Origin of the sequence: Streptomyces sp. A2-16 (assembly GCF_018128905.1) — a bacterium.
Lineage (GTDB): Bacteria > Actinomycetota > Actinomycetes > Streptomycetales > Streptomycetaceae > Streptomyces.
This window is the reverse complement of sequence record NZ_CP063808.1, coordinates 5223391-5245779: the sequence shown is the minus strand read 5'-3', so window position 1 is coordinate 5245779 and position 22389 is coordinate 5223391. Positions and strand designations below refer to the sequence as shown.

Annotated in this window: 21 protein-coding genes; 9 read left to right on the top strand and 12 right to left on the bottom strand. The window is 69.8% G+C overall.

Annotation, left to right across the window (positions count from 1 at the left end; all coding sequences use genetic code 11):
• Nucleotides 1–75: 75 nt before the first annotated feature.
• The 6 genes from IOD14_RS23470 to IOD14_RS23445 form a co-directional block, all read right to left on the bottom strand.
• Entirely contained in the window at nucleotides 76–1800 is a 1725-nt protein-coding gene (locus tag IOD14_RS23470) for an acyl-CoA dehydrogenase family protein (protein ID WP_212671431.1), read from the bottom strand.
• Between the two features lie 66 nt (nucleotides 1801–1866).
• Nucleotides 1867–2445, bottom strand: coding sequence for a PadR family transcriptional regulator (locus tag IOD14_RS23465; protein WP_123986786.1), 579 nt, complete (start codon nucleotides 2443–2445; stop codon nucleotides 1867–1869).
• Between the two features lie 97 nt (nucleotides 2446–2542).
• The gene (locus IOD14_RS23460; RefSeq protein WP_212671430.1) at nucleotides 2543–4537 is read right to left on the bottom strand and encodes a right-handed parallel beta-helix repeat-containing protein; all 1995 of its coding nucleotides are present in this window, start codon (nucleotides 4535–4537) and stop codon (nucleotides 2543–2545) included.
• Nucleotides 4538–4714: 177 nt separating this feature from the next.
• Nucleotides 4715–5368, bottom strand: coding sequence for a 3-oxoacid CoA-transferase subunit B (locus IOD14_RS23455; RefSeq protein ID WP_123986784.1), 654 nt, complete (start codon nucleotides 5366–5368; stop codon nucleotides 4715–4717).
• Nucleotides 5365–6060 carry a 3-oxoacid CoA-transferase subunit A gene (locus tag IOD14_RS23450; protein WP_123986783.1) on the bottom strand — a complete coding sequence of 232 codons (696 nt, stop codon included), beginning with the start codon at nucleotides 6058–6060 and terminating at the stop codon, nucleotides 5365–5367. The genes IOD14_RS23455 and IOD14_RS23450 overlap by 4 nt, the downstream gene beginning before the upstream one ends.
• Entirely contained in the window at nucleotides 6057–7262 is a 1206-nt protein-coding gene (locus IOD14_RS23445) for a thiolase family protein (protein WP_123986782.1), read from the bottom strand. The genes IOD14_RS23450 and IOD14_RS23445 overlap by 4 nt, the downstream gene beginning before the upstream one ends.
• 71 nt (nucleotides 7263–7333) lie before the next feature.
• Between IOD14_RS23445 and IOD14_RS23440 the strand changes: the two genes are divergently transcribed.
• Nucleotides 7334–8242, top strand: coding sequence for a LysR substrate-binding domain-containing protein (locus IOD14_RS23440; RefSeq protein WP_212671429.1), 909 nt, complete (start codon nucleotides 7334–7336; stop codon nucleotides 8240–8242).
• A 327-nt stretch (nucleotides 8243–8569) separates the two neighbouring features.
• On the opposite strand, the gene IOD14_RS23435 is transcribed toward IOD14_RS23440, so the two are convergent.
• The gene (locus IOD14_RS23435) at nucleotides 8570–9097 is read right to left on the bottom strand and encodes an MEKHLA domain-containing protein (protein ID WP_212671428.1); all 528 of its coding nucleotides are present in this window, start codon (nucleotides 9095–9097) and stop codon (nucleotides 8570–8572) included.
• A gap of 290 nt (nucleotides 9098–9387) precedes the next feature.
• Between IOD14_RS23435 and IOD14_RS23430 the strand changes: the two genes are divergently transcribed.
• Nucleotides 9388–10314, top strand: a complete 927-nt coding sequence (locus IOD14_RS23430; RefSeq protein WP_249126038.1) for a hypothetical protein — start codon at nucleotides 9388–9390, stop codon at nucleotides 10312–10314.
• Nucleotides 10315–10423: 109 nt separating this feature from the next.
• Here the strand turns inward: IOD14_RS23430 and IOD14_RS23425 are convergent, their stop codons facing one another.
• Entirely contained in the window at nucleotides 10424–10792 is a 369-nt protein-coding gene (locus tag IOD14_RS23425) for a VOC family protein (protein ID WP_123986779.1), read from the bottom strand.
• A 63-nt stretch (nucleotides 10793–10855) separates the two neighbouring features.
• On the opposite strand from IOD14_RS23425, the gene IOD14_RS23420 reads away from it, so the two are divergent.
• From IOD14_RS23420 to IOD14_RS23410, 3 genes are all read left to right on the top strand, one after another.
• Nucleotides 10856–11314, top strand: coding sequence for a MarR family transcriptional regulator (locus IOD14_RS23420; RefSeq protein ID WP_123986778.1), 459 nt, complete (start codon nucleotides 10856–10858; stop codon nucleotides 11312–11314).
• Between the two features lie 126 nt (nucleotides 11315–11440).
• A complete protein-coding gene (locus IOD14_RS23415) occupies nucleotides 11441–12145 on the top strand; it encodes a phosphotransferase (protein ID WP_212671427.1) in 705 nt (234 codons plus the stop codon).
• A gap of 46 nt (nucleotides 12146–12191) precedes the next feature.
• Nucleotides 12192–12554: a hypothetical protein gene (locus IOD14_RS23410; protein WP_123986776.1), complete on the top strand. Its 363-nt coding sequence runs from the start codon at nucleotides 12192–12194 to the stop codon at nucleotides 12552–12554.
• 29 nt (nucleotides 12555–12583) lie between these two features.
• On the opposite strand, the gene ligA is transcribed toward IOD14_RS23410, so the two are convergent.
• Nucleotides 12584–14695, bottom strand: a complete 2112-nt coding sequence (gene ligA / locus IOD14_RS23405; RefSeq protein ID WP_212671426.1) for an NAD-dependent DNA ligase LigA — start codon at nucleotides 14693–14695, stop codon at nucleotides 12584–12586.
• A 108-nt stretch (nucleotides 14696–14803) separates the two neighbouring features.
• Here ligA and IOD14_RS23400 point away from each other — a divergent pair, with 108 nt between their 5' ends.
• Nucleotides 14804–15358 carry an isochorismatase family protein gene (locus IOD14_RS23400; protein ID WP_212671425.1) on the top strand — a complete coding sequence of 185 codons (555 nt, stop codon included), beginning with the start codon at nucleotides 14804–14806 and terminating at the stop codon, nucleotides 15356–15358.
• 742 nt (nucleotides 15359–16100) lie between these two features.
• A complete protein-coding gene (locus tag IOD14_RS23395; protein WP_212671424.1) occupies nucleotides 16101–16607 on the top strand; it encodes a nitroreductase family deazaflavin-dependent oxidoreductase in 507 nt (168 codons plus the stop codon).
• A 209-nt stretch (nucleotides 16608–16816) separates the two neighbouring features.
• Here the strand turns inward: IOD14_RS23395 and IOD14_RS23390 are convergent, their stop codons facing one another.
• Entirely contained in the window at nucleotides 16817–18091 is a 1275-nt protein-coding gene (locus IOD14_RS23390; RefSeq protein ID WP_212671423.1) for an ArgE/DapE family deacylase, read from the bottom strand.
• On the opposite strand from IOD14_RS23390, the gene IOD14_RS23385 reads away from it, so the two are divergent.
• Both IOD14_RS23385 and IOD14_RS23380 read left to right on the top strand, forming a co-directional pair.
• Nucleotides 18090–18245, top strand: coding sequence for a hypothetical protein (locus IOD14_RS23385; RefSeq protein WP_174269016.1), 156 nt, complete (start codon nucleotides 18090–18092; stop codon nucleotides 18243–18245). The genes IOD14_RS23390 and IOD14_RS23385 overlap by 2 nt on opposite strands.
• Nucleotides 18215–18700: an Lrp/AsnC family transcriptional regulator gene (locus IOD14_RS23380; protein ID WP_348540914.1), complete on the top strand. Its 486-nt coding sequence runs from the start codon at nucleotides 18215–18217 to the stop codon at nucleotides 18698–18700. The genes IOD14_RS23385 and IOD14_RS23380 overlap by 31 nt, the downstream gene beginning before the upstream one ends.
• A 105-nt stretch (nucleotides 18701–18805) precedes the next feature.
• On the opposite strand, the gene IOD14_RS23375 is transcribed toward IOD14_RS23380, so the two are convergent.
• Both IOD14_RS23375 and IOD14_RS23370 read right to left on the bottom strand, forming a co-directional pair.
• Complete coding sequence (locus IOD14_RS23375) at nucleotides 18806–19384, bottom strand: translation initiation factor IF-2 (protein ID WP_348540913.1); 579 nt, start codon at nucleotides 19382–19384, stop codon at nucleotides 18806–18808.
• A 327-nt stretch (nucleotides 19385–19711) separates the two neighbouring features.
• The gene (locus tag IOD14_RS23370) at nucleotides 19712–22057 is read right to left on the bottom strand and encodes an alpha-L-fucosidase (protein ID WP_212671422.1); all 2346 of its coding nucleotides are present in this window, start codon (nucleotides 22055–22057) and stop codon (nucleotides 19712–19714) included.
• Nucleotides 22058–22389: the final 332 nt, after the last annotated feature.

The following is a 22389-nucleotide window of genomic DNA, read 5'->3' as shown; positions in this document are numbered from 1 at the left end:
TGCCAACATTTCCGCCGGTGATGGTGGCCGGGCCGTTGCTCGGCCATCATCGGTGAGGGATACGACGGGGCGTGCCTACGGGGCCATCTCGTACGTGCCGGACAGTGCCTCGACCTGCTGCCAGACCCGCTCGGTGCGTGCCGGGTCGACGACCGGCCGTCGGACCGCGTCCAGCGCCCACTCCTGCTGCTGCGGGGTGGCCGAGTCCTTGCCGTGCAGTTCGACGGCGTGAGCGGAGAAGTCCCGTACGAGGACGGCGAACAGTTCGTCGAGTACGTCCTCGTCGAGCCCGGTGAGACGGGCCTGCTCCAGGACGAGCTGTGCGTGGACGACGAGGGCGAAGAGCTGGCCGACGGCGAGGAGGAGGTCGAGGTCGCGGCTCTGTTCCGCGTCGGGGGCCGCGGTGGCGACGAACTCGCAGAGCGCGTCGGCCTGTTCGCGCAGCCGGCCGACGTTGGGCAGGTGCGCGTACGCCTCGAAGGCGGGCCGCCAGTCGTGGAAGCGCACCGAGCCGAGGCCACGGGCGGGTCCCTGCCGGAACAGGAAGGTGTCGTCGGCGGCGTCGAGGCGGGTCGGCACGTCGGGGTAGTCGGCCGGGTCGAGGAGGTGGCTGCGCATGAACTTCAGGATCAGCGCCAGGTTGACGTGGACCGTGCCCTCCAGCTTCGGCAGACCGCGGATCTCCACGGCGGCCTGGGCGAAGTAGTTGTCCTTCTCGAAGCCCTTGGCGGCGATGACGTCCCACATCAGGTCGATGACCTTCTCGCCCTCCGTGGTCACCTTCATCTTCGTCATCGGGTTGAAGAGCAGGTAGCGGCGGTCGTCGGGACCGGCGCAGCGGAAGTAGTCCACGGCGCGGTCGCTGAACAGCTTCATCCCGACGAGCCTGACGTAGGCGTCGGTCAGCTCGCGCCGCACGTGCGGGAAGGCGGTGACGGGACGGCCGTACAGGACGCGGTTGTGGGCGTGGGTGACGGCCTCGTACATGGCGTGCTCGCAGATGCCGATCGAGGCGGTGCACAGGTTGAACTTGCCGACGTTGACGGTGTTGAGAGCGGCGTCGAACGCGGCGCGGCCGGTGTGCAGGACGTCCTCGGCGCGGACGGGGTAGTCCTCCAGGCGGAACTCGCTGACGAACTTGGACGAGTCGACGACGTTCTTGACCAGGTGGTAGGCGGGGTGACGGCTGTCGGCGGCGAAGAACACGTAACCGTCGGGGCCCTCGACATCGGCGCGGCGGCCGAAGACGGAGACGAGCCCGGCGGCATTGCCGTTGCCTATGTAGTACTTGGAGCCGGTGGCACGGAAGCCGCCTTCGCCGTCGGGCTCCAGCAGCATGTCGGTGGAGTAGATGTCGGCGCCGTGGGTCCTCTCGGACAGACCGAAGGCGAACACCTCACCCTGGGCGAGGAGTTGGGCGGCGCGCTCGCGGGCGTCGGCGTTGTCGCTCTGCCACACCGGGCCGAGGCCGAGGATGGTGACCTGCCAGGCGTACCAGTAGTCCAGGCCGTAGAAGCCGAGGATCTCGTTGAGCGCGGCGATGCGGGCGGTGTCCCACCGCTTGTCCGGCTCCCCCTCCCCGGCGCTGGACGACGGCGTCAGGAAGGTGGCGAACAGGTTCTCCTTCGCGGCGAAGGCGAGGAAGTCACCGAGCCACGCGCGCGTGCGGTAGTCCTCGATCAACTGCCGCTTCCCGCGCTCCTCGAACCAGTCGACGGTGGCCCGCAGCAGGCGGCGCGTCTCGGGATCGAAGTGCGCGGGGTCGTACGTGCGCGGGTTGAAGAGGAGCTGGTCAGCCATGGTGAGGGCCCTTTGGGGTGGTGGAGGACGGTGGGATGACGGAGCGGTCCGGAGACCTCGGAGGGGTCAGAGGGCGGCAGGGCCGAAGCGGGCCAGCGTGGCGAGCACGTCGTCCAGCCAGCCGATCATCATCCGCTCGTAGGCGATGCCGCCGCGCAGGACGACGTGCTGGAGTTCTGTTTCCGCGTCGGGCGGCGCGTCCGGTGCTGCCGCGCTGTCCGCCTCGGGGCCGGTGAAATCCCGCTCCTGGCCCGCGAGGTAGTGCGCGAGCCGGTCGCGGTGCGCCCGGCGATGACGCTCCACCTCCTGGATCAGCCCCGCCGGGTCGTCGAAGGCGGCACCGCGGATCTTCACCGCCAGGTCGTGGCGGACGCTCTCCGGCTCGATCGGATCGTGCAGCCACGAGGACAGCGCGGCGCGGCCCAGGTCGGCGACGGAGTACTCCTTCTTGTCCGGACGCCCTTGCTGCGGGACATCGCGGGCGTCGACCCAGCCGTCGGTCTCCATGCGCTTGAGCACGCGGTAGATCTGCTGATGGGTCGCGGTCCAGAAGTAACCGATGGACCGCTCGAAACGCCGGGCCAGTTCATAGCCTGACCCGGGCTTCTCCAGGAGCGACACCAGGATCGCGTGTTCGAGCGCCATGCCGAAGATCGTGCTATGCAACTCGTTGCATAGCAAGTCCGTGTGTCGCGATGCGACGTGGCTCACCCTGTCCGGGAACCGCCGACCCGGTTTTCCGTCATCGCAGGCCCAGGCCGTGGCGGTAGGAGGGCAGCGGGCCGGAGTTCGTCAGGACGGCGGCGCAGGTCGGGTTGGCGGCGCAGGTCCGGCCGGGGTCGCGGGAGGGCAGCAGGGTGTTGTCGGTGAACGTGAGGCCGTGGGGTTCTCCGCACCCGCCGTCCGGGTCCTGCTTGTCGGCCGGGGGCCAGGCTCCGGGGAACTCCCGTCGTTCGACCCATTCGGGCACGGAGTCGTCCCAGAAGTTGCCGCGGTAGCGCACGTTCTGGACGGGGCGGTTGCCCCATTCCTCACTGCAGCCGCCGATGGAGGCCACATAGTTGTAGACCGTGTTGCGGTCCACGGTGACCCAGTTGGTGCTGTCGTCGGTGTAGATCCCGACGTTCCACTCGCCGTACTTGCTGTCGGTGACCGCGTTGCCGCCGATGACGGCGCCGTCGGCGAAGGAGGTGCCCTGTTCGCCGCGCAGATAGATGCCGCCGCCGTCCTCGAGGAGCCGGTTCGTCGTGAAGACGCGGTTGTCCAGGATGCGGTTGCGGCGCATGATGCCCCGCAGGTCGTCGCCGGGTCCGGAGAGGATGCCGGAGTAGGGCACGTCGTTGACCTGGTTGTGCGCGATGGTGGTCTCCCGGGTCGCCGTGTCCCAGATGCCGGAGGCCGCGTGGTACTCCGCGCCGGTGTGGTGGATCCAGTTGTTGGTGATCCGGTTTCCGCGGTTGGTCCCCTTCTGGTCGGGCGGGACCACCCCCATCAGGATGCCGCCGTCGGAGACGTCGCTGATGACGTTGCCGTCGACGACGTTGTACGAGCTGTTCTCGGAGAACTCCAGGGCCTGGGCGCCCAGATGGGTGAAACGGTTGCCCTCGAAGGTGATCCGCTCGGCGGTGCGGAAGGCGACCGTGCCGGGCACCGTGAGCAGTTGCGCGTCGTCCCGCTTCCCCGGCCGCAGATACATGCTCCACGCGGAGGCGAACCCGGCCGGTTCGCTCGGCGCCCGCCAGGTGGCGTACGCGAACGTCAGGCCGCGGAAGCCGATGTCGTGGAGGGGGCGCCCCGGGCGGCCGGTGCCGGTGACCAGGGACTCCAGTTCCGGAGCGACGACCTGTGCCCGGCGCATGTCCTCACCGGCCCGCGGGAAGTAGAGCAGCTCATGGTGTCCGGGCCGGGAGCGGTCGAGATACCAGCTGCCGGGCTTGGGGGCGAAGCTGGGCGTGTTCTCCACACTGGTCGGCGCTTGGAGCAACTCCGTGCCCCCGTAGAGCTGTTGGGCCAGATCCCAGCACGGCTGGTCCATGGTGACGGTGGTCTGGCGGCCCCTCGGGGAGACCCCCGCGACTCCGCAGCGGCCCTCGAGATAGCCGGACCGGTAGACGAACTCCATGTCGCCGGGGTTCCGCCAGGTACGGGGGACGGCACTGGTGGTGACGTAACCGGTCCTGGTCGCCTTCAGCGTCCCCGGGAAGCCCGCACCGTCGCGGGTGAGCCGCGTGGCACGCCGGTCCTCGACGTAGAGCTGGCGGGTCTCGAGCCCGCCCGCGTCCGCGCGCCAGAAGCCCTTGAGCCGTGGGTCCGGCCGCCACTGGGAGATCTGACGGCCGCCGCTGATCGTCACCCGCTCCTGCCGCGGTGTCCCGTAGCCGTACGCCTGGTAGACCACCCGGTGGCCGCCCCGGCCGGAGTCCCCCGCGGCCTGCGACATGCGCAGCGGCGCCTTCAGGTGGTACGTCCCACCGCGCAGGTTCACCACCAGGTCCGACGTCATCCGCGGGGCCTGGGCGCGTACGGCCTGTTGTGCGCGTGCCGGTGTCGCGAAGGGGCGGTCCAGGGTGCCGGGCCAGGAGTCCTTGCCCCAGGGAGCGACGTACAGCTGTGTGGGAGTGGCCGCCGGGTCCGGCACGGCCGCCGCCGCGGACGGCACGGCCGCCACCGAGAGCCCGATCGCCAGTGCCGCCCGCGTCACGACGCCTGCCCTTGTCCGGGCACGGAAGATCGCCATGCTGCCTCCTCGATGTAAGGAGTCCCACCCTGGGGCAGCACGGGATGGCGCGCAGTCGTCCTGAGGTAGCGGCGGCACCGACCAAAGTCGGTATCGCGGCCGCCCTTTGGTCGGGTGCGGGTCAGGACATGGCTGACTCCGAACCGGGACCAGGGCGGCCGCGCGTCCCGACGGGCGTCAGTGCCGGCCCGGCGTGATCCCGAGGCGCTGAGCGAGTTCCTCGGCGCCGATGCCGTACGTCTCGCGGATCCGTACGCCGTCGGGGCCGACGTCGAAGACGCCGTGGTCGGTGTAGACGCGGCTGACGCAGCCGACGCCGGTGAGCGGGTAGGTGCACCGGGGCACGAGCTTGGGCTCGCCGGAACGGGTGAAGAGGGTCATCATCACGTAGACGTCCTTGGCGCCGATGGCGAGGTCCATGGCGCCGCCGACGGCGGGGATGTCCTCCGGTTTCCCGGTGGTCCAGTTGGCGAGGTCGCCGTCGAAGGCGACCTGATAGGCGCCCAGGACGCAGACGTCGAGGTGGCCGCCGCGCATCATGGCGAAGGAGTCGGCGTGGTGGAAGTACGCGGCTCCGGGCAGCTCGGTCACCGGGACCTTGCCGGCGTTGGTCAGGTCGGAGTCGATCGCGTCGCCTTCGGCCTTGGGGCCCATGTTGAGCATGCCGTTCTCGGTGTGCAGTACGACCCCCGAGTCGGCCGGCAGATGATCGGCGATCTTGGTGGGCTGTCCGATGCCGAGGTTGACGAAGGAGCCGGCCGGGATGTCGCGGGCGATGACGGCGGCCAGCTCGTCCATCGAGAGCCGGTGGTCGGTGGGCGTGGTGGTCATCGTGCCCCCTGGACGGTGTAGTGACGGGCCGTCACCTGGACGACCCGGTCGACGTAGATGGACGGGGTGACAACCGCCTCCGGGTCGAGCTTCCCGGCCTCGACGACCTGGTTGACCTGCACGATGGTCGTCGTCGCGGCCGTGGCCATGACGGGGCCGAAGTTGCGGGCCGTCCTGCGGTAGACGAGGTTGCCCATGGTGTCGGCGACATGGGCGCCGATGAGCGCGTAGTCGCCCTTGATCGGGTACTCCAGCAGGTACGTACGGCCGTCGATCTCCCGGACCTCCTTGCCCTCTGCCAGCGGTGTGCCGACCGCGGTCGGGCAGTAGAAGGCGCCGATGCCCGCCCCGGCCGCGCGCATCCGCTCGGCGAGGTTGCCCTGCGGCACCACCTCCAGCTCGATCTTCCCGGCGCGGTAGAGGCCGTCGAAGACGTAGGAGTCGGACTGGCGGGGGAAGGAGCAGAGCACCTTGCGCACCCGGCCGGCCGCGAGCAGCGCGGCCAGTCCCACCTCGCCGTTTCCGGCGTTGTTGGACACGATGGTGAGGTCCTTCGCGCCCTGCCGGATGAGCGCGTCGATCAGGTCGAACGGCATCCCGGCCAGGCCGAACCCGCCGACGAGGACGGTGGATCCGTCCTCGATCCCGGCGACCGCGGCATCCGCGCTCTCGACGATCTCCGCCCGGCTCATCGGCCCGCCTCCGTGACGGAGCAGTTCTCCAGTACGACGGCCAGGCCCTGGCCGACGCCGATGCAGATCGCTGCGACGCCGTAGCGCTGCCTCGTCTCGCGCAGGACCTTGGCCAGTGTGGCGAGGACGCGGCCGCCCGAGGCGCCCAGCGGGTGCCCGATGGCGATGGCGCCGCCCTTCTGGTTGACGAGGGCGGGGTCGATCTTCCACGCGTCGACGCAGGCGAGCGACTGCACGGCGAAGGCCTCGTTGAGCTCGACGGCGCCCACCTGGTCCCAGCCGATCCCGGCCCGGGCCAGTGCGCGGTTCGCGGCCTCGACCGGGGCGTACCCGAAGGCCTGCGGCTCCAGCGCCATCACACCGCGGCCGGCGATGCGGGCGATCGGGTCGGCCCCGATCGTCGCCGCGGCCTGCTCGCTCCCCAACAGCACCGCGGAGGCACCGTCGTTGAGCGGACTGGCGTTGCCCGCGGTGATGGTGCCGCCCTGCTCGGGGGTGCGGAAGACCGGCTTGAGCCCGGCCAGCACCTGCGGTGTGGAGCCGGGCCGGATGCCTTCGTCACGGGTCAGGTCGACGCCGTCGACCGGTGCCACCAGGTCGTCGTAGAAGCCCGACTCCCATGCCTGGTGGGCGAGTTGATGGGAACGGGCGGCGAACTCGTCCTGCCGTTCCCGGGAGATGCCGAAGCGCTCCTGGAGCTGTTCGTTGGCCTCGCCGAGGCTGACCGTCCACTCCTTCGGCATGCGCGGGTTGACCAGTCGCCAGCCGAGCGTGGTGGAGACCGCGGTGACATCACCGGCCGGGAACGGCTTCGCCGACTTGGGCAGTACCCACGGGGCCCGGGTCATCGACTCGACGCCACCGGTCAGCACCACGTCGGCGTCGCCGGTCTCGATGGCTCGACTGGCGATCATCGCCGCGTCCAGGCTCGATCCGCACAGCCGGTTCACCGTGGTGCCGGGCACGCTCACCGGGAGGCCGGCGAGCAGCGCCGCCATGCGGCCGACGTTGCGGTTCTCCTCCCCGGCGCCGTTGGCGTTGCCCCACACCACGTCGTCGACGGCGGCGCGGTCGAGGCCCGGCACCGTCGCGAGGGTCGAGGTGATCGCGGCGGCGGCGAGGTCGTCGGGTCGGACGCCGGCCAGCGCGCCGTTGAAGCGGCCGAAGGGCGTCCGGGTCGCGGCATACAGGAATGCGCTCATGGCAGGGACGCTAGCTCCAAGGAGCGATATTCTGAAGTACGCATATCTCAGTTGATTGATATGGACGGGATATGGATCTGCGTCACCTGCGGTACTTCGTGGCGGTCGCCGAGGAGCGGCATTTCGGTCGTGCGGCCGAGCGGCTGCACATGGCGCAGCCGCCTCTGTCCCAGCAGATCCGTCAGCTGGAGACGGAACTCGGCGTCGAACTGCTGCACCGCACCACACGGCGCGTCGACCTCACGGAGGCAGGCCGGGCCTATCTGGAGCGGGCGCGCGGGATCCTCGCCGACGTGGACGATGCCGCTCACCAGGCACGGCTCGTCGCGGCGGGATCGGTGGGGCATCTAGCGATCGGGTGTGTGGGCTCGGCGACGTACAGCCTCCTGCCCGCGCTCTCACGCCGGCTCACGAAGGAACTGCCCGGGGTCGACTTCTCCTTCCGCGGCGAGATGCTCGCGCCCGACCAGGTCGATGCGCTGCGCGCCGGCGCGATCGACGTCGCGCTGCTGCGCCCGCCCGCGGCCGACCTCTCCCTCACCGTGCACACCCTGCGCCGCGACCGGCTCGTCGTCGCCGTACCGGCCGACCACCCCCTGGCCCGCCGGAAGCGGCTGCGGCCCGCGGACCTCGCCGATGCCGACCTGATCGTGCACTCCGCCGACCGCCGGTCGGTGATGTACGACGTCGTCCTGGGCCTGCTGCGCGACGCCGGTGTGGAGCCGCACATCCGGCACGAGGTCGGTGAGACCTCGACCTTGGTCACCCTGGTGGCCGGCGGTCTCGGTGTCGCGGTCGTGCCCGAGCCCGTGACCGCGCTGGCGCTCGACGGTGTCGCCTACCGCCCGCTGATCGGGGCCGGCGCGCGAGTGGAGCTGGCCGTCGCCCACCGCGCCGACCGTTCCGAGCCGCATCTGGCGCGTACGGTCGGGATCATCCGGGCGACGGTGAGAGAGGTGCGTTCGGGCGGGCTCGGGTGAGGTGCGTCGCCTGGGCGACGATCTTCGTGACGGGGTCCCGGGCCCGCTGGTCGGTGGGATTGTCGGTGACGTGCAGAGGCGCGGAGAACGGCTTCAGCTCAGTGCCGGCAGCCGACCTCGCCGCTCACGGCGTCACCGGCCAGGACATCAAGCGGGCGCCGATGCCGGCCGAGGTCTCGGGTGTCGTGTCGTTCCTCGCCTCCGACGGCGCCGCGCTCGTCACGGGGCAGACCGTCGTCGAGGTTCGGCCGCGCGCAGGGGGTGGGCCGGGGAACGGCGTGCCAGGGAACGATGTGCGGGGAACGGCGTGCTGGGCAACGGCCCGTGTCAGCCGTCTGCCCGTCCCCGCGACAGGTCCGTCCACGACCGGAACACGGCGGCCTGGCCGTGGTGGGTGCCGTCGTCGTCCACCAGGTTCCACATGGTGACGTGCTCTATCCAGAATCTCCGGCCGGACTTGGCGATCCTGAGGCCCCGGTAGCCGGACGCGTACCCGTGTTCCGTCACTGAGCGCACCAACTCCTCCCTGTCGCTCTGCCCTTCCGCCTCCGCCGACAACCGGGACGGGAGCCGCACGAACTCCGCCCAGGAGTACTCGAAGCACTGCTGGGCGGTTCTGTTCGCGTAGACGAACATCGGATCCGCGCTCGTGTCGTGCGCGAGCAGTCCGAAAGGTGCGTCCGCGTAGAGCCGGCGGGCCAGGTCACCGCCGGGTTCCGACGGATACAACGGGGTGCCGGTCAGTCGCCGATGACTGGACAGGAGAAGCCGGGCGAAGGCATCGTCGCGGTTCTTCGTGACCGGGGACGCGCCGGGGGCGGCGGTAGCGGCGTCGTCGTCGAAGAGCGGGGTCATCGAGGAGGACCTCTCGTGCGTCTGGGGAGGGGAGTGGATCACAGGTGATGCGCCGCGCTCAGTATGCGTTCGTACACATGTGCCGCCAGTACCCGGGTCCGGCACCGCATCGGCGGCTTGCTCAGGGCTGAACTCACCTCCGCCGGGATGCGCGGTCGCGAGGTGCGCGTGAGGCTGAAGCCATGGTGGAGCGCCGCGTGATCGTCGCCCGCCGTCTGGACCGGATGCCATCGCGCCGGGACGGGACGAGCGGCAGGAGGGCGAGGCGGAGGTGAGAGGACGGTGAGGCAGTGAACGCGCGCAAGAGCCGGGAGAAGCAGGAGCGGGACGTGGAGGCCGTCCTCGACGAGCTGTACACCACGCCGCCGCCCGGGTTCGTCGCGCGACGGGAGACGCTGGTCGCCGCGGCGAAGACAGCCGGTCAGGCGGACGGCGCCCGCCGGATCCACGCCGCACGCCGTCCCACCCTCGCGGCGTGGGCGGCCAACCTCCTGCTGCGGTCCCAGCCGGAAGAGAGCCGGCAGTTCCTGGAACTGGGGCAGGCGCTGCGCGAGGCCTACGACGCCCTCGACGCCGACGGACTCAAAGAGCTCTCCGCGCAGCGGCGCCGAGTCGTGGCCGCCCTGTCACGGCAGGCAGCCCAGGTCGCCCGCGAGGCCGGGCACCAGCTCTCCGAACCGGCCCAGCAAGACCTCGAAGCGACCCTGCGTGCCGTGCTCGCCGACCCGGACGCAGCCGAACAGTGGGCGGGCGGCCGTCTGACCAGCGGCCTCACCCCGCCCTCGGAGTGTCGCGCCGGCACCGCCCCACCAGCCAAGAGGCCGGGCTCCCGGAGCCGGCCGGCAGCAGCCCCGTCCCGGGCGCGGGCCTCCAACGACGAACTCGCCGAGCGGCGCCGTGCCCGTCAGGAACAGCTCGACCGGGCGCAGGAGGCGGCGGAGGCGGCCGAGCAGCGGCTGCGTGAGGAGCGCGCGCGGCGAGCAGACGTCGACGCCGAGCTGCGGCGAGCGCGTGAGCGCACAGAGGAGGCCCGTCGGCTGATGTCCGCCGCCGAGGAGCGCATGCGGCAGACACGCCAGGAGTACCGGCAGGCCGAGAGCGACCGACAAGAAGCCGAGGAGCGCAGCCGTTCCGCCGCCGAGGCCTTTGCGCGGGCCGAGCGGGAGGCACGGAAGAAGGCGCAGGACCTACGCCGTCTGACTGCGGGCACGCCGTAGACGCCCCCGGTCGCCGGAGCGTGAGGGGCCCGCTTCTCCCCTCACCGCCTCACCGCCGCACCGCCTCCTCGCCGGTGATCGCCGGTGCTCGTCGGTGGTGTTCGGTCTCTCAGGTGCGGTCGTGGAGCGTCACGTGGTAGCCGTCGGGGTCGGCGAAGGTGAAGGTCCGGCCGAAGGGGCCGTCGATCGGTGCGGAGACGATGGTGTGGTCGTCGGCGACGAGAGCGTCGTGGATGGCCTGGACGTCGGTGGCGTGCAGCCAGATCGCGGCACCGATGCCGGGCTGGGCGACGGAGGCGAGGTCGGTGCCGGGCACGATGTCGCGGAGCGCGAACGCGATCGGCTTCGTCTCGAAGACGACGGCGTGCGGAGGGCCGGCCGGCGAGCGGACGAGGCCGAGGTACTGCTCGTAGAACGCCTGTGAAGCGTTGAGGTCGCGCGCCTGGAGCGAGATGAAGTCGGGGCCGGTGGCGGGCATGGTGATGCTCCTTCTCTTCGTGTCAGATTCCTGACACAGGTCAAGCTATGTCAGAATGCTGACATGAGTCAAAAGGGTGCCGGCATCGACCTGGACAAATCACTGGGCTACCTGCTGAAGGAGGCCTCCAGCGCCCTGCGCGCAGCCATGGAGGAAGTGCTGCGGCCGCTGGGGATGAGCGTGACCCACTACTCCTGCCTCGAACTGCTGGCCCAGCGCCCGGGCTTGTCGAACTCCGAGCTCGCGCGGGGCGCGTTCGTGACACGGCAGACGATGAACGTGCTGCTCCAGACCCTGGAACGGGACGGCTACGTCACCAGGCCCGCGGAGGCACCTGTCGGGAAGGTTCTTCCCGCACGGCTCACCCCCCGCGGCCGACGCAGCCTGGAGAAAGCGACCGCAGCGGTCCGTTCCGTCGAGCTCAGAATGCTGGCCGGAATGACCGAGCCCGAGCAGTCGGAGGCATTCCGGATCCTGCAGGGCATGATTCGTTCCTTGCGCGATGGCCACGAGGATGCCTAGCCCGTCCGGCTCCAGTGCCGGCACCCCGGCCGGGGCCGAGGCAGCACTCGCGGGGTGTGTTCCTGGGCGGGGTCAGTGCCCCGACGAGGTGAAGCGTTCACCCCCGACGGCGGATAGGGTGCCTGGATGACGGGTGAGTTACTCGGTTCCGGGCGTAGCGCGGACGTGTACGTCATCGATGACGACTGGGTCCTACGGCGATACCGCGACGGCGGCGATGCCACTGCTGAAGCCGTCGTGATGGCCTACCTCGCGCAGCACGGTTACCCGGTGCCCCTCCTCCAGGACCCGGAGGGCTCCGGGCAGAGCACGGCGCCAAGGGCCGACCTGGTGATGCAGCGGCTGCACGGCACGTCCATGCTTCACGCACTGCTGCGAGGCATGATCACGGCCGAGGAAGCAGGAGCCCAACTCGCCGACCTGCTGCACCGCTTGCACTCGATTCCCGCACGGGTCTGCGCCGACCCCGCCTTCCGGATCCTCCACCTCGATCTGCACCCGGACAACGTGATGCTCGCCTCGGGGCGGCCCGTGGTGATCGACTGGTGCAACACAGAGGAAGGGCCACCCGGGCTGGACCGCTGGATGTCGGCCCTGATCCTGGCACAGGTGGCCGTCGGCAACTCCGCCCTGGCGGCACCGGCCCGGGCCGTGCTCGCCTCACTGCTCGCGCACCTCGGCCCCGTGATCGCCCTGGGCGATGCCGACTCCGGATGCCTCGCAGAAGCCAGGAGGAGACGGGCTGCCGACCCTTCGATGAGCGAACACGAGACCCAACTTCTCGACAAAGCCGTGGAGTTGATACGCGAGCTGACGCCCACTGGACCTTGAACGACTCTTGATCCCCCTGCTGAGCAGCGCCCGGTAGGTTGGCCGCATGTCATCTGCGCTTGTCGTCGGCTACGACCCGCTTGCGATCCCTGGCGTCGACGGAGAGGCCCTTCGTGCGGCACTCGATGCGGAGCTGGCCCGTTTCGGTGCGCACGGCATCGACGCGGCCATGACGCTGATCGTGTTCGACGAATCGGCCGAGTCCACGCTCGTCGCATCGTTGACCAAGCAGCCGTGGGATGTCGTGGTCGTCGGCGGCGGGCTCCGCAAGGCCGAGCAGCTGCTGCCACTCTTCGAAGAGGTCGTGAACCTGATCCGCCGCCATGCACCCCAGGCCGCCATTGCGTTCAACACAACTGGCGGCGACAGCGTCGAGGCTGCACAGCGGTGGCTCCGCGAGGACGAGTGATGACACCGCTGATCGCCAGGTGACGGCGGTCAGGACAGGTAGTCGGCGACCAGCAGCGCGAATTCGTCCGGGGTGACCAGGCGGATGCCGAGGGTCTCCGCCTTGGCCCGCTTGGATCCGGCGCCCTCACCGGCGACCACGAGGGTTGTCTTCTTCGAGACGCTGGAGGAGGAGCGGCCGCCGGCCCGTTCGATGAGTTCGTTCATCTGGTTGCGGCTGAGGCTTTCCAGCGGGCCCGTCATCGCACCGGTGACGACGACCGTCATGTCCACGAGCGGACCCGCATCCGATGCACCGTCCGCGGTGTCGGCCGATGCTGTCGGGTCGTCAACTGTCGCGGGCGGGGGAGTCGCACCGGGTTCGGTCATGTTCACCCCGGCCACGCTGAGTCTGTCGATCAGGCCGCCGAGTTCGGCGAGTTCGGCGACGATGGAGGGCGCCTTCTCCGGGCCGATGCCATCGACCTGTTGCAGGGCCGCGGCGTCGGCGGCACGGATGTTGTCCATGGTGGCGAAGTGGCGGGCAATACGGCGGGACATGGAGCGGCCGGTGCCACGGACACCGAGCGCGCACAGGACCCGCGACAGCGGCCGCCCCCGGGCCGTGTCGAGGGCGGCGAGGAGGTTGTCTGTGCTGGTTTCGCCCATCCGGTCCAGCGCCAGGAGCTGATCGCGGGTGAGGGCGAACAGGTCGGCGAGATCGGCCACCAGACCTGCCTCGACGAGCTGCACGACGCGGGTGGCGCCCAACCCCTCGATGTCGAGCTGGTCGCGGCCGGCGGCGTACGAGAGGGACGCCACCAGATGGCAGTTGCGGCCCTGCTCACAGCGCCAGCGCTCCTGGCTGGTATCGATGGCCGAGCCGCACCGCGGGCACACCTCGGGGAACACGATGGGCTGTTCGTCGCCGGTCCGCAGGTGGGCGACCGGCGCCTCGATGCGGGGGATGACGTCGCCGGCCCGGTGGACCATGACGTGATCGCCCAGGCGCAGGTCGCGGCGGGTGATGTCGGCCGGATTGTGCAGCGTCGCGTAGGTGATGGTGGCGCCCTCGATCTGTACCGGCTCCAGGACGCCGCGCGGGGCGATGATCCCGGTCCGGCCCACGTTCCACTCCACCCCCACCAGGCGGGTGATCTTCTCCACCGCGGGCAGCTTGTAGGCGATCGCCCAGCGCGGCGCGCGGGACCCGGATCCGGCGGCTCTCTGGTCGGCGGCGAGGTCGGCCTTGATGACGATGCCGTCGATCCCGAAGGGCAACTCGGCGCGCAGTGCGGCGACCTCCCGCACCCGCTCCAGGACCTCCTCCACGCTCACTGCAGTGACGGTGGGCACCGCGGTGTCGGCGGCGGTGTGCACGCCCAGCCGCGCGGCCAGCGCCATCAGCTCGCTGTGCGCGAGCGTGTCCAGCTGCTCGGTGAGTTCGGTGCCGGTGCCGGTACTGGCACCGGTGTCGGGCAGGGGCAGCAGGCCGTAGCCGAAGAACGTCATCGGCACCGTGTACGCGCGGTCCTTGGCCCGCAGCGTGCCCGCGGACGCGCCGCGCGGGTTGGCGAACGGCTGCCCGCCGTGCGCGGTGCGCACCTCGTTGGCATGCTCGAACTGGGATGTCGTCATGAGGACTTCACCGCGTACCTCCACGGTGACCGGCCGGTCCAGCTTCTCCGGCAGGCCTACGAGGGTGCCGATCGCGTGCGAGACGTCCTCCCCGGCGATTCCGTCGCCCCGGGTGATCAGCCGAGTCAGACGCCCCTGGGTGTAGCGGGCCGCGACGGCGAGACCGTCGAGCTTGGCCTCCACACTGAAGCGCTGCACCTCGTGCCCGATCCTGCGGGCCAGCGACGCCGTCCACGCCGTGAACTGCTCGGCCGAGAACACGTTGTCCAGGCTCAGCATCGCGACCGTGTGCGGCACATCGCCCTGGACCGCACCGCCGGCGACCTTTCCCGTGGGGGAGTGCGGCAGCACCTGGTCGGGATGGGCGGTCTCCCACTCGGCGATGCCGCGCACCAGCTGGTCGTAGGCGTCGTCGTCGAGGGGTGAGGTGCCGTCCGTGTAATAGGCGGCCGCGGCCGTCACGACGTCCTCGACGGCCTGCGCATAGGCAGCCGCGTCCACGATGTGTGCAACAGGTGTGGTCATGCCGTCATCCTGCCTGCCACCACTGACAACGCCCGCAGGAGCGCGGCCGGAGCGGACGAAAAGGCTGCCGTGACCGCCTGGCAGATGCTTGCGGTTAGGGTGGCGGGTATGCCGGATACCGCGCTGCTCGTCGTCGATCTGCAGGCCGCTCTGGTGGCGGGGGCCCACGACGTGGAGGCCTGTCTCGCCCGCGTTGCCGCACTGGCCGGTCGGGCCCGCGCGGCCGGCACGCCGGTGGTGTATCTACGGCAGCGGGTTGACCTCCCCGACGTGCCGGCCGAACTGCTGGACATCCATCCGGCGGTGGCCCCGCAACCCGGCGACACCGTGGTGGACAAGGACAGCGCCGACTCCTTCCTCGGCACGCCGCTCGACCAGCTCCTGCGCGACCAGGGCATCCGGCGCGTGGTCGTCACCGGCTTCGCCACCGAGTACTGCGTCGACTCCACCAGCCGCAGCGCGCTCTCCCACGGCTATGACCTCGTCCTGGTCGCCGACGGCCACACCACCCCGCAGCGTCCCGCCGACAGTCCGCTGCCGAGCGCGGATCAGGTGGTGATCCACCACAACGCGGTCTTCGCCACGATTGCCTACGCGGGCCGCACCATCCAGGTGCTCCCGGCAGAGAAGGTGGACTTCACCGCCGAGCGGGCCGTCGGATAGGACCCGGCGGACAGTCCCCGACGGATAGCCTGACTCGTCTGCTCGGGACGAATCCGAGCGGATTCCCCTCATGCGTGGTCCGCCCTGCCGGCCCGCGGACCGGCAGGGCGGATATATCGGGCGACCTGTTGGCGCAAGTCGTACTCGGAAGCAGACAGACGCCGGCTGAGACGCCTCGGACGCACTCAAGCGGGTGGCGATCATCTGCCGGGTGGCGGCGGCGTCGGCCACTGCCGTAAAGCGGGTTGCACTGGCTGATGACGATGTACGTGGGCGAGAGCGCGATGAGCTCCTGGGCGTGGGCAGTGGCGCGTAGGCGGACCTTGCCCGCGCCGAGGACGGACGTCCTCGCCGAAGCAGAGGGTCAGCCGAGTTCCGGTTGCAAGTGGCACGCCTCTTGCGGTCTTTGCCGCCTTCCCTTTCACTGTGCGCATCTTCTGGTTCTTGGATCCGACGGAGCGGCCGCGACGGGCGTGCGTCGGTTCGGTCGATCGAAGATCTCTGAGGAGGAAGCCCTCCTTCGTCAACCGCCCTCGCCAGGAGGGAGCTCGATCGCTGACGCGAGTGCAAGCCGTGATGTCGACGCGCGGTACGAGGAGCATGGCCTTACGCACAGCCGCCGCCTCCCCCAACGATTCCCTCGACAGCCAGAGGAATGCGACACCGCCAACGCCGTGCTGAGGCGACGGGTTCCGCGTGAGAGACGGGTGATTTCGTGAAAGCCGATGGAGAGTGAGATGGCATGGCCGACACCCCACCCACCACGCCGACACCCTTCGATCGCCCCCAAGGGCTCGATTCGCCACTCGTGCCGAAGATCATCAAACTGGCATCGCGGTTCAATGTCGCCGTATATCGCGCCACTGGCGGGCGGGTCGGCGGCAAGTGGAGGATCGGGAGCGCCTTCCCTCGCGGCGTGCCCGTCTGCCTCGTGACCACCAAGGGGTGCAAGAGCGGCTTGCCGCGGACCCAGCCCCTGCTCTTTCTGCGGGATGGCGATCGAGTGGTGCTCGTGGCCTCGCAAGGCGGGCTGCCGAACAACCCCTTCTGGTACAGAAATCTTCAAGCCGATCCGCAGATCACCGTCCAGGTCCGCAGCAGCGTGCGTCGCATGCTCGCGCGTACGGCTGATGCTGCCGAGCGCGCGGTGCTGTGGCCGCGGCTTGTCGCCATGTACGCCGACTTCGACAAGTACCAGGCGTGGACCGACCGGCAGATCCCGGTTGTCATCTGCGAGCCGGCCTCGTAGGTAACCCGAAAGTCTTTCTGCCGTGCGGTGACAGGGCGTCGGAGGATGCCGGGTACGGGCTGGGACTGTGCGCATAGAGGCACGCCTGCCTCACCCATCTCGGCGAAACTGGGACCGGCTTGCCGATGCTCCATTGCCAAGTAGCACCGGAAGAAGGTCAGTTGGTCTGGGCGGGCAGCGTTGCGTGTGGGGTGCCGGAGACTGCCGGGTTACTTTGTGCCGACTGTCCGCAGCGCGGCCAGGACCAGCGTGCGGGTGACGGTGATGACATCGGCGAGACGCACCTGTTCCTGCGGACCGTGTGCCCACCGCACTTCGCCGGGCCCGTACTGGAGCGTGGGGATGCCCTGGGCGCTGTAGAGCCGCAGGTCGCTGCCGTACGGCGCACCCTGCTCGCGTGCCGGCCTGCTGCCGGTGATGTCGGCGTGGGCGTGGCCGACCAGCGCCGCCAGGGGGTGGCCGTCGGGCATCCGTCCGCTGGCGAACTGACCGCCGGGCCAGGTGACCGTGGCCGGGTGGGCACGCAGCCAGGGATCGGCGGCGCAGGCCTGGGCGATGCAGTTCTCCAGCTCGGTGCGGGCGTCGGCCGGGTCCTCGTCAAGCCGGACGCCCAGTCGTCCCTCGGCCACGAGGAGGTCGGGGACGCTGCTGGCCCAGTCGCCGGCGTGGACCGTGCCGACCGACAGCGGGTAGGGGATGGGGTAGGCGGCCATCAGCGGGTGGGGATCGCGGTTGCGGGCGGTTTCCAGACGGGCCAGTGCGCGGTGGAGGGGGAGGTAGGCGTCGAGAGCGCTGACGCCCGCGTAGCGGGTGCTGCCGTGGGTTGCCTGGCCGGGGACTTCGATGCGGAAGGTCAGGGCTCCTGCGTTCGCTGTCATCAGCGTGCCGCTGGTCGGCTCGGCGATGATGCAGGCGTCGGCGGTGTGGCCGCGCCGGAGCGTGCCGAACGCGCCGAGTCCGCCGTCCTCCTCGCTGACCACGAAGTGGGCCGCGAGACGGCCGCGCAGTCTCACCCGGGCGGTGCGGATGGCGGTCAGGGCCGCGAGCACGGCCGCCAGCCCTGCCTTCATGTCACAGGCGCCGCGGCCGTGGACGATGTCGCCCGTGACCCGGGGAACGAACGGGTCGCCCGCCCAGCGCGACCGGTCGCCGGGAGGCACCACGTCGACATGGCCCTGCAGGACGAGGGCCGGTCCGTCGCTGTCGTCGCGTGTGCTTCCCACCAGCCCCCACGCCTCGTCTCGCGGGGCCTCGGCGCCCGGGTAGGCGGGATCCGCGCGCAGTTCGGGCAGGTCCATGGACCACAGGTCGACGTCGAGGTCCAGTCGCCGGAGATGCCGGGCCAGCAGGTGCTGCAGCTCGGATTCGGCAGCGCTGCCCGTCACGCTCGGTATGGAGAGCAGCTCCAGCAGTGTCCGGGCGGCGTCGGCTTCGTCCACTGCGGCCAGCGCGGCGGCTTCGGCGTCGCTCAGGGTTGTGGTCATGGCAGCACTGCTCCTGGCAGATCGACGTCAGGTCGATCCGGACACTATGGCTGCCTTCCGGCGCAAACAATCTTCATTTCCTCCTGTCCACCAGCGATTATTTGCAATATCAGGGGTGGTCTGGTGGATCATTGCGCTCTCGATCGGTTGCTGAATGCTTCGGAGGCGCCCGTGGACCCTATTGATGAAGCGGTCATCCGCTGTGTGCAGCAGAACGCCCGGGCCACGTACGCCGAGATCGGCAAAGCCGCCAATCTGTCGGCGTCGACGGCCAAACGACGGCTGGACCGGCTCGTCGCAAGCGGCGCGATCCGCGGTTTCACTGCCGTTCTTGATCCACAGGTGCTCGCATGGCGGACCGAAGCGTTCGTCGAGGTCTACTGCCGAGGAAACCCCACTCCTGCGGAGCTGCGTCGAGCGCTGGAGGGCGTCCCGGAGGTCGTCGAGGCATGTACCGTTTCGGGTGCCGCGGACGCTGTGCTCCACCTTCTCGCCGAGAGCATCACGCATCTGGAACAGGCCATCCAGCGGGTCCGCGCGACCGAGCCGGTCGAGCGCACGGAGAGCGTCATCGTTCTGTCCCGGCTGATCAAACGGCCGCACCTGTGACCGCCGTCGGCCGGACCGCCACGGGATTCCGGTCGGAGCCGACGGACCATTCTGTTGACAGCAGGACGGCCTGTCGGCCTTTGGTCTGCACGCGAGACACGGCGCTCACTGGCCCACTCCGTCCCGTGTCTGCCGCTGCTCGTCGGAAAGGACGCAGGGCCGTTGCAGGCGCCAGACGTTGGCCGGAGGCAGGCTGGCCCACACGGTCGTGCGGCCGGTGGCGTAACTGCGCTGGTAGGCGTCCATGATTTCGCTCACCGCGCCGCATCGGCGCGCTTCGCTCCGTGAGACGGTCAGGGCACGGAGCCTGCGCATGCCGACGTGGGTGGAGTAGGTGAGAGTGCCGCCCGGATGCAGCAGTTCCATGTAGCGGGCCATGATGCGTTCGACCTGTCCCGGCGTGAACTTGGTCAGCGGCAGCGCGGAGACGATCACGTCATGACGGTGGCCGGTGTCGAGGTCTCCGACGCAGATCTGGTGCACGGTCACGGTCACGGGCCCGGGTCCGCCTGCCGGGGCGGGGTGTGCGGCGACGAGGCGGCGCAGCTGAGTGGCGAAACGCGGATCGGCTTCGACGACGTCGAGGAGACTGCCCCGGGGCAGTTGGGATAACAGGGAGCGCGTGACCCCTCCGGTGTCGGCGCCGGCTTCCAGCACGGACAGGGGGTGGGGCGCGGCGGCCACCACGGGTTCGGTCAGGGCCCGGGCCAGCGGCGCTTCCGCTGGAGGCGGAAGCGCCGGCAGGCCGCAGATCGCGGGCCGTTTCGATCAGGAACATCCAACCTTCCGCGTGGCGCTGCGCCAGGACTCGGTCGTGGGAGGTGGTCCAGCCGTTCATGGGTTCGACGGTAGAAGCTGCGGTTCCGCGTCGGACCCTTCGATCTGCGACGTTGACCCCTACGAAAGCAGGGCCCGCCCGTAGGGCAGACCCGGCCCCATTCCAGGAATCCGCAGGCGGTCCAAATCCACCGCCTGTCACTGAGTGCGCCAGGCGGTGGTGGCCGTCGGGTCTCAGGCACCCCAGTGCACTTTGAAGACCCATGCGTGCTGCCCCGCCTTGCGTGCGGCTTCGGGGACGTCGATCACCAACGCCCCGTTGCTGAGAGTCCATGTCAGGGGCCGGCCGTGGCCGAGCATCGTGACCTTGTCTCCGCTGCGGATCGGGATCGGCGCCTCGACGGTGAGTTTGGCGCCAGGCCTGGTGAGAGAGTGGATGTAGAAGGCTTCGTCGGGGCGGATGGTGAATCGCAGGTCCTCGCCCAGTTCGGCCATCCGGGACCAGTACGTGGTGTCGTAGATCGCCTCTCCGTTGGTGCGCAGCCAGTGGCCTGTCTCACGCAGCCGGGTCTGCATGATCTCGGGGATGGTGCCGTCGGCGCGCGGGCCGATGTCGAGGAGGAAGTTGCCGTTCTTGGAGACGATGTCGACGAGGCTGTGCACCACCGTTTCGGTCGTCATGTAGGCGTCGTCCGGTGTCGCCTGGTTGTAGCCGTAGCTGAACGGGTCGAGGCCGCGGCTGGACTCCCACTTGGCGACTACCGTGTTGTCGTACGTCGTGTACTCGGGCGTGGTGAAGTCGTGGAAGGCGATGCCCGCACGGTCGTTGACGCTGACCTCTATGGGCCGGGCGCGGTTCTTCGCGTGGTTGAAGTAGTCGGCGAGGACGTGGAGGCTGTCGTTGGCGCCGCCGATGTCACACCAGATGACCTCGGGGTCGTAGCCGTGAATCAGTTCCCTCATCTGTGGGGCCTGGTAGTCCTTCACGAAGTCCTTGCCCGCGGTGTAACCCGTGTACGGCAATGGCTCCTGGGTGTACGGGTTGCGCGGGGCGTGGCCCATCCAGGGGTTGTCCGGGTTGAACCACTCGGGCATGGAGAAGTAGAGCCCGCGGTGGAGTTCGGGTGTGTAGCGGCGGGACGCGTCGAAGAGTTCCCTGACGAGGTCCCGTTTCGGGCCCATCCTCACGGAGTTGCGGTCGGAGACCTTCGTGTCCCACAGGGCGAAGCCTTCGTGGTGCTTCGACGTCAGCACGTGGTACTCCGAGCCCGCGTCCCGGAACAGTTCGACCCAGGCGCGCGGATCGAACTTCTCCGCCGTGAACATCGGGATGAAGTCGTCGTAGGCGAAGTCCTCGCCGTACTTCTCGCGGTGGTACGCGAAGACGGCGTTCTGGGGATCCTGCATGTGGTTCCAGTACCACTCGGCGTACTGCTTTCCGACCGGCGACCAGGCGGGCACCGAGTAGACGCCCCAGTGGATGAAGATGCCGAACTTGGCGCCCTGGAACCAGTACGGTGCCTGGTGGCCGGAGAGAGAAGCCTCAGTGGGCTGGTAGTCGGCGACACCGAGGGTCAACCGGCTTTTCTGGGAGGCGACTTGGGTTCCGCGTCCGGTGACGGTCACCGAGCCGTCCCGAGCCGTGCCGGGGGCGGTGCCCGCACGATTGCGGATTCCCACGCGGATGCGGGTCTGCTCGCCGGGGTCCAGGCGGCGGACACGAGCGGCTTCGACGGTGCGTGCTCCCGGAACCTCGACGCGCACCGACACGCCGTCCGCGGCCAGGACGGCGACGGTCCCCGCGTTGACGACGGTGGCCTCGACGCTCTGGGCGCCGGACGATTGCAGGAGCGAGTTCGTGGAGCGTGTCCCGCGCAGGGCCAGCGCGCGTCCCTGGGCGGCAGGTTGCAGGGACAGCGCGAATATATGGAGCGAGGCCTTGTTCGCCTGCGCCGGATTGGTCACCGGGAGCGTGATCGCTACGCAGTCGCGCTGCGGGTCGAGCCACACCTCGGACGTGCCGATCCCCACGCGGTGTTCGTCCTTGGTGCCGTCCGGTCGATAGCGGTACGGCACCGACAGGGACCCGCCCGCGGAATACCAGTCGGATCCGCCGAGGGGGGCGGTCGTGGTCGAGCCGTCCGTGTAGTGGACCGTGGCGTTGCCGGAGGCGTTGCCATAGCTGCCCGCGGTGAGGAAGACGGCCGAGAGGTAGCGGCCTTGGGGCAGTTCGACGCGCTGGCCGAGTGCGACGACGTTGTTCTTCGCGTCGGTATTCGAGGTCGGGAAGTCGAAGGACACGCCGTCGACTTCGACATGGCCCGTGGGAAGTTCCTCGCCCGGGAACGTGTAGCCCGAGCCGTCGAAGTCACCGCCGCGTGCGGAGGCCGTGTCGATGCCGTCGTTGTCGTAGAGGGAGTCGAGCGGGACGGGGACGGGGTCAGGGACGGGAGCCCACGGCCCGGCGTGCTCGGTCGGTGGTTCGGAGGCGTGCGCGGCGGTGGCTGAGGTGAGGGGAATGGCTGCTGCGGCGACTCCGGCCGCGGCGCCCAGGACCTGACGTCTCGGATACGTACCCATGAGCGGCTCCCATTCATCGGATGTCTGATGATTGAGGAGAGGCGAGCCGCTGTCAATGATGCGGACAGGCAGGGAAGTTGGAGAGATAGGTAGGATCACAAGTGGGGTGGCGTGGCTGCATGTCCTGCTCGGCCGGAAGGTCTTGCGTCCGGGCCGGCCGACGGCCGCCCGCTGGGTTGAATGGCTCTCGCACTGAGCAGCGGGCGGCGCTGGGCGAGCAGTTCGACCTTCTCCAGGCCGCCGAGGATCCTCGCACACGGCACACGGCACACGGCACACGGCACACGGCACACGGCCAACGACCGCGACAAGCGTCAGGACGGCCTCGATGG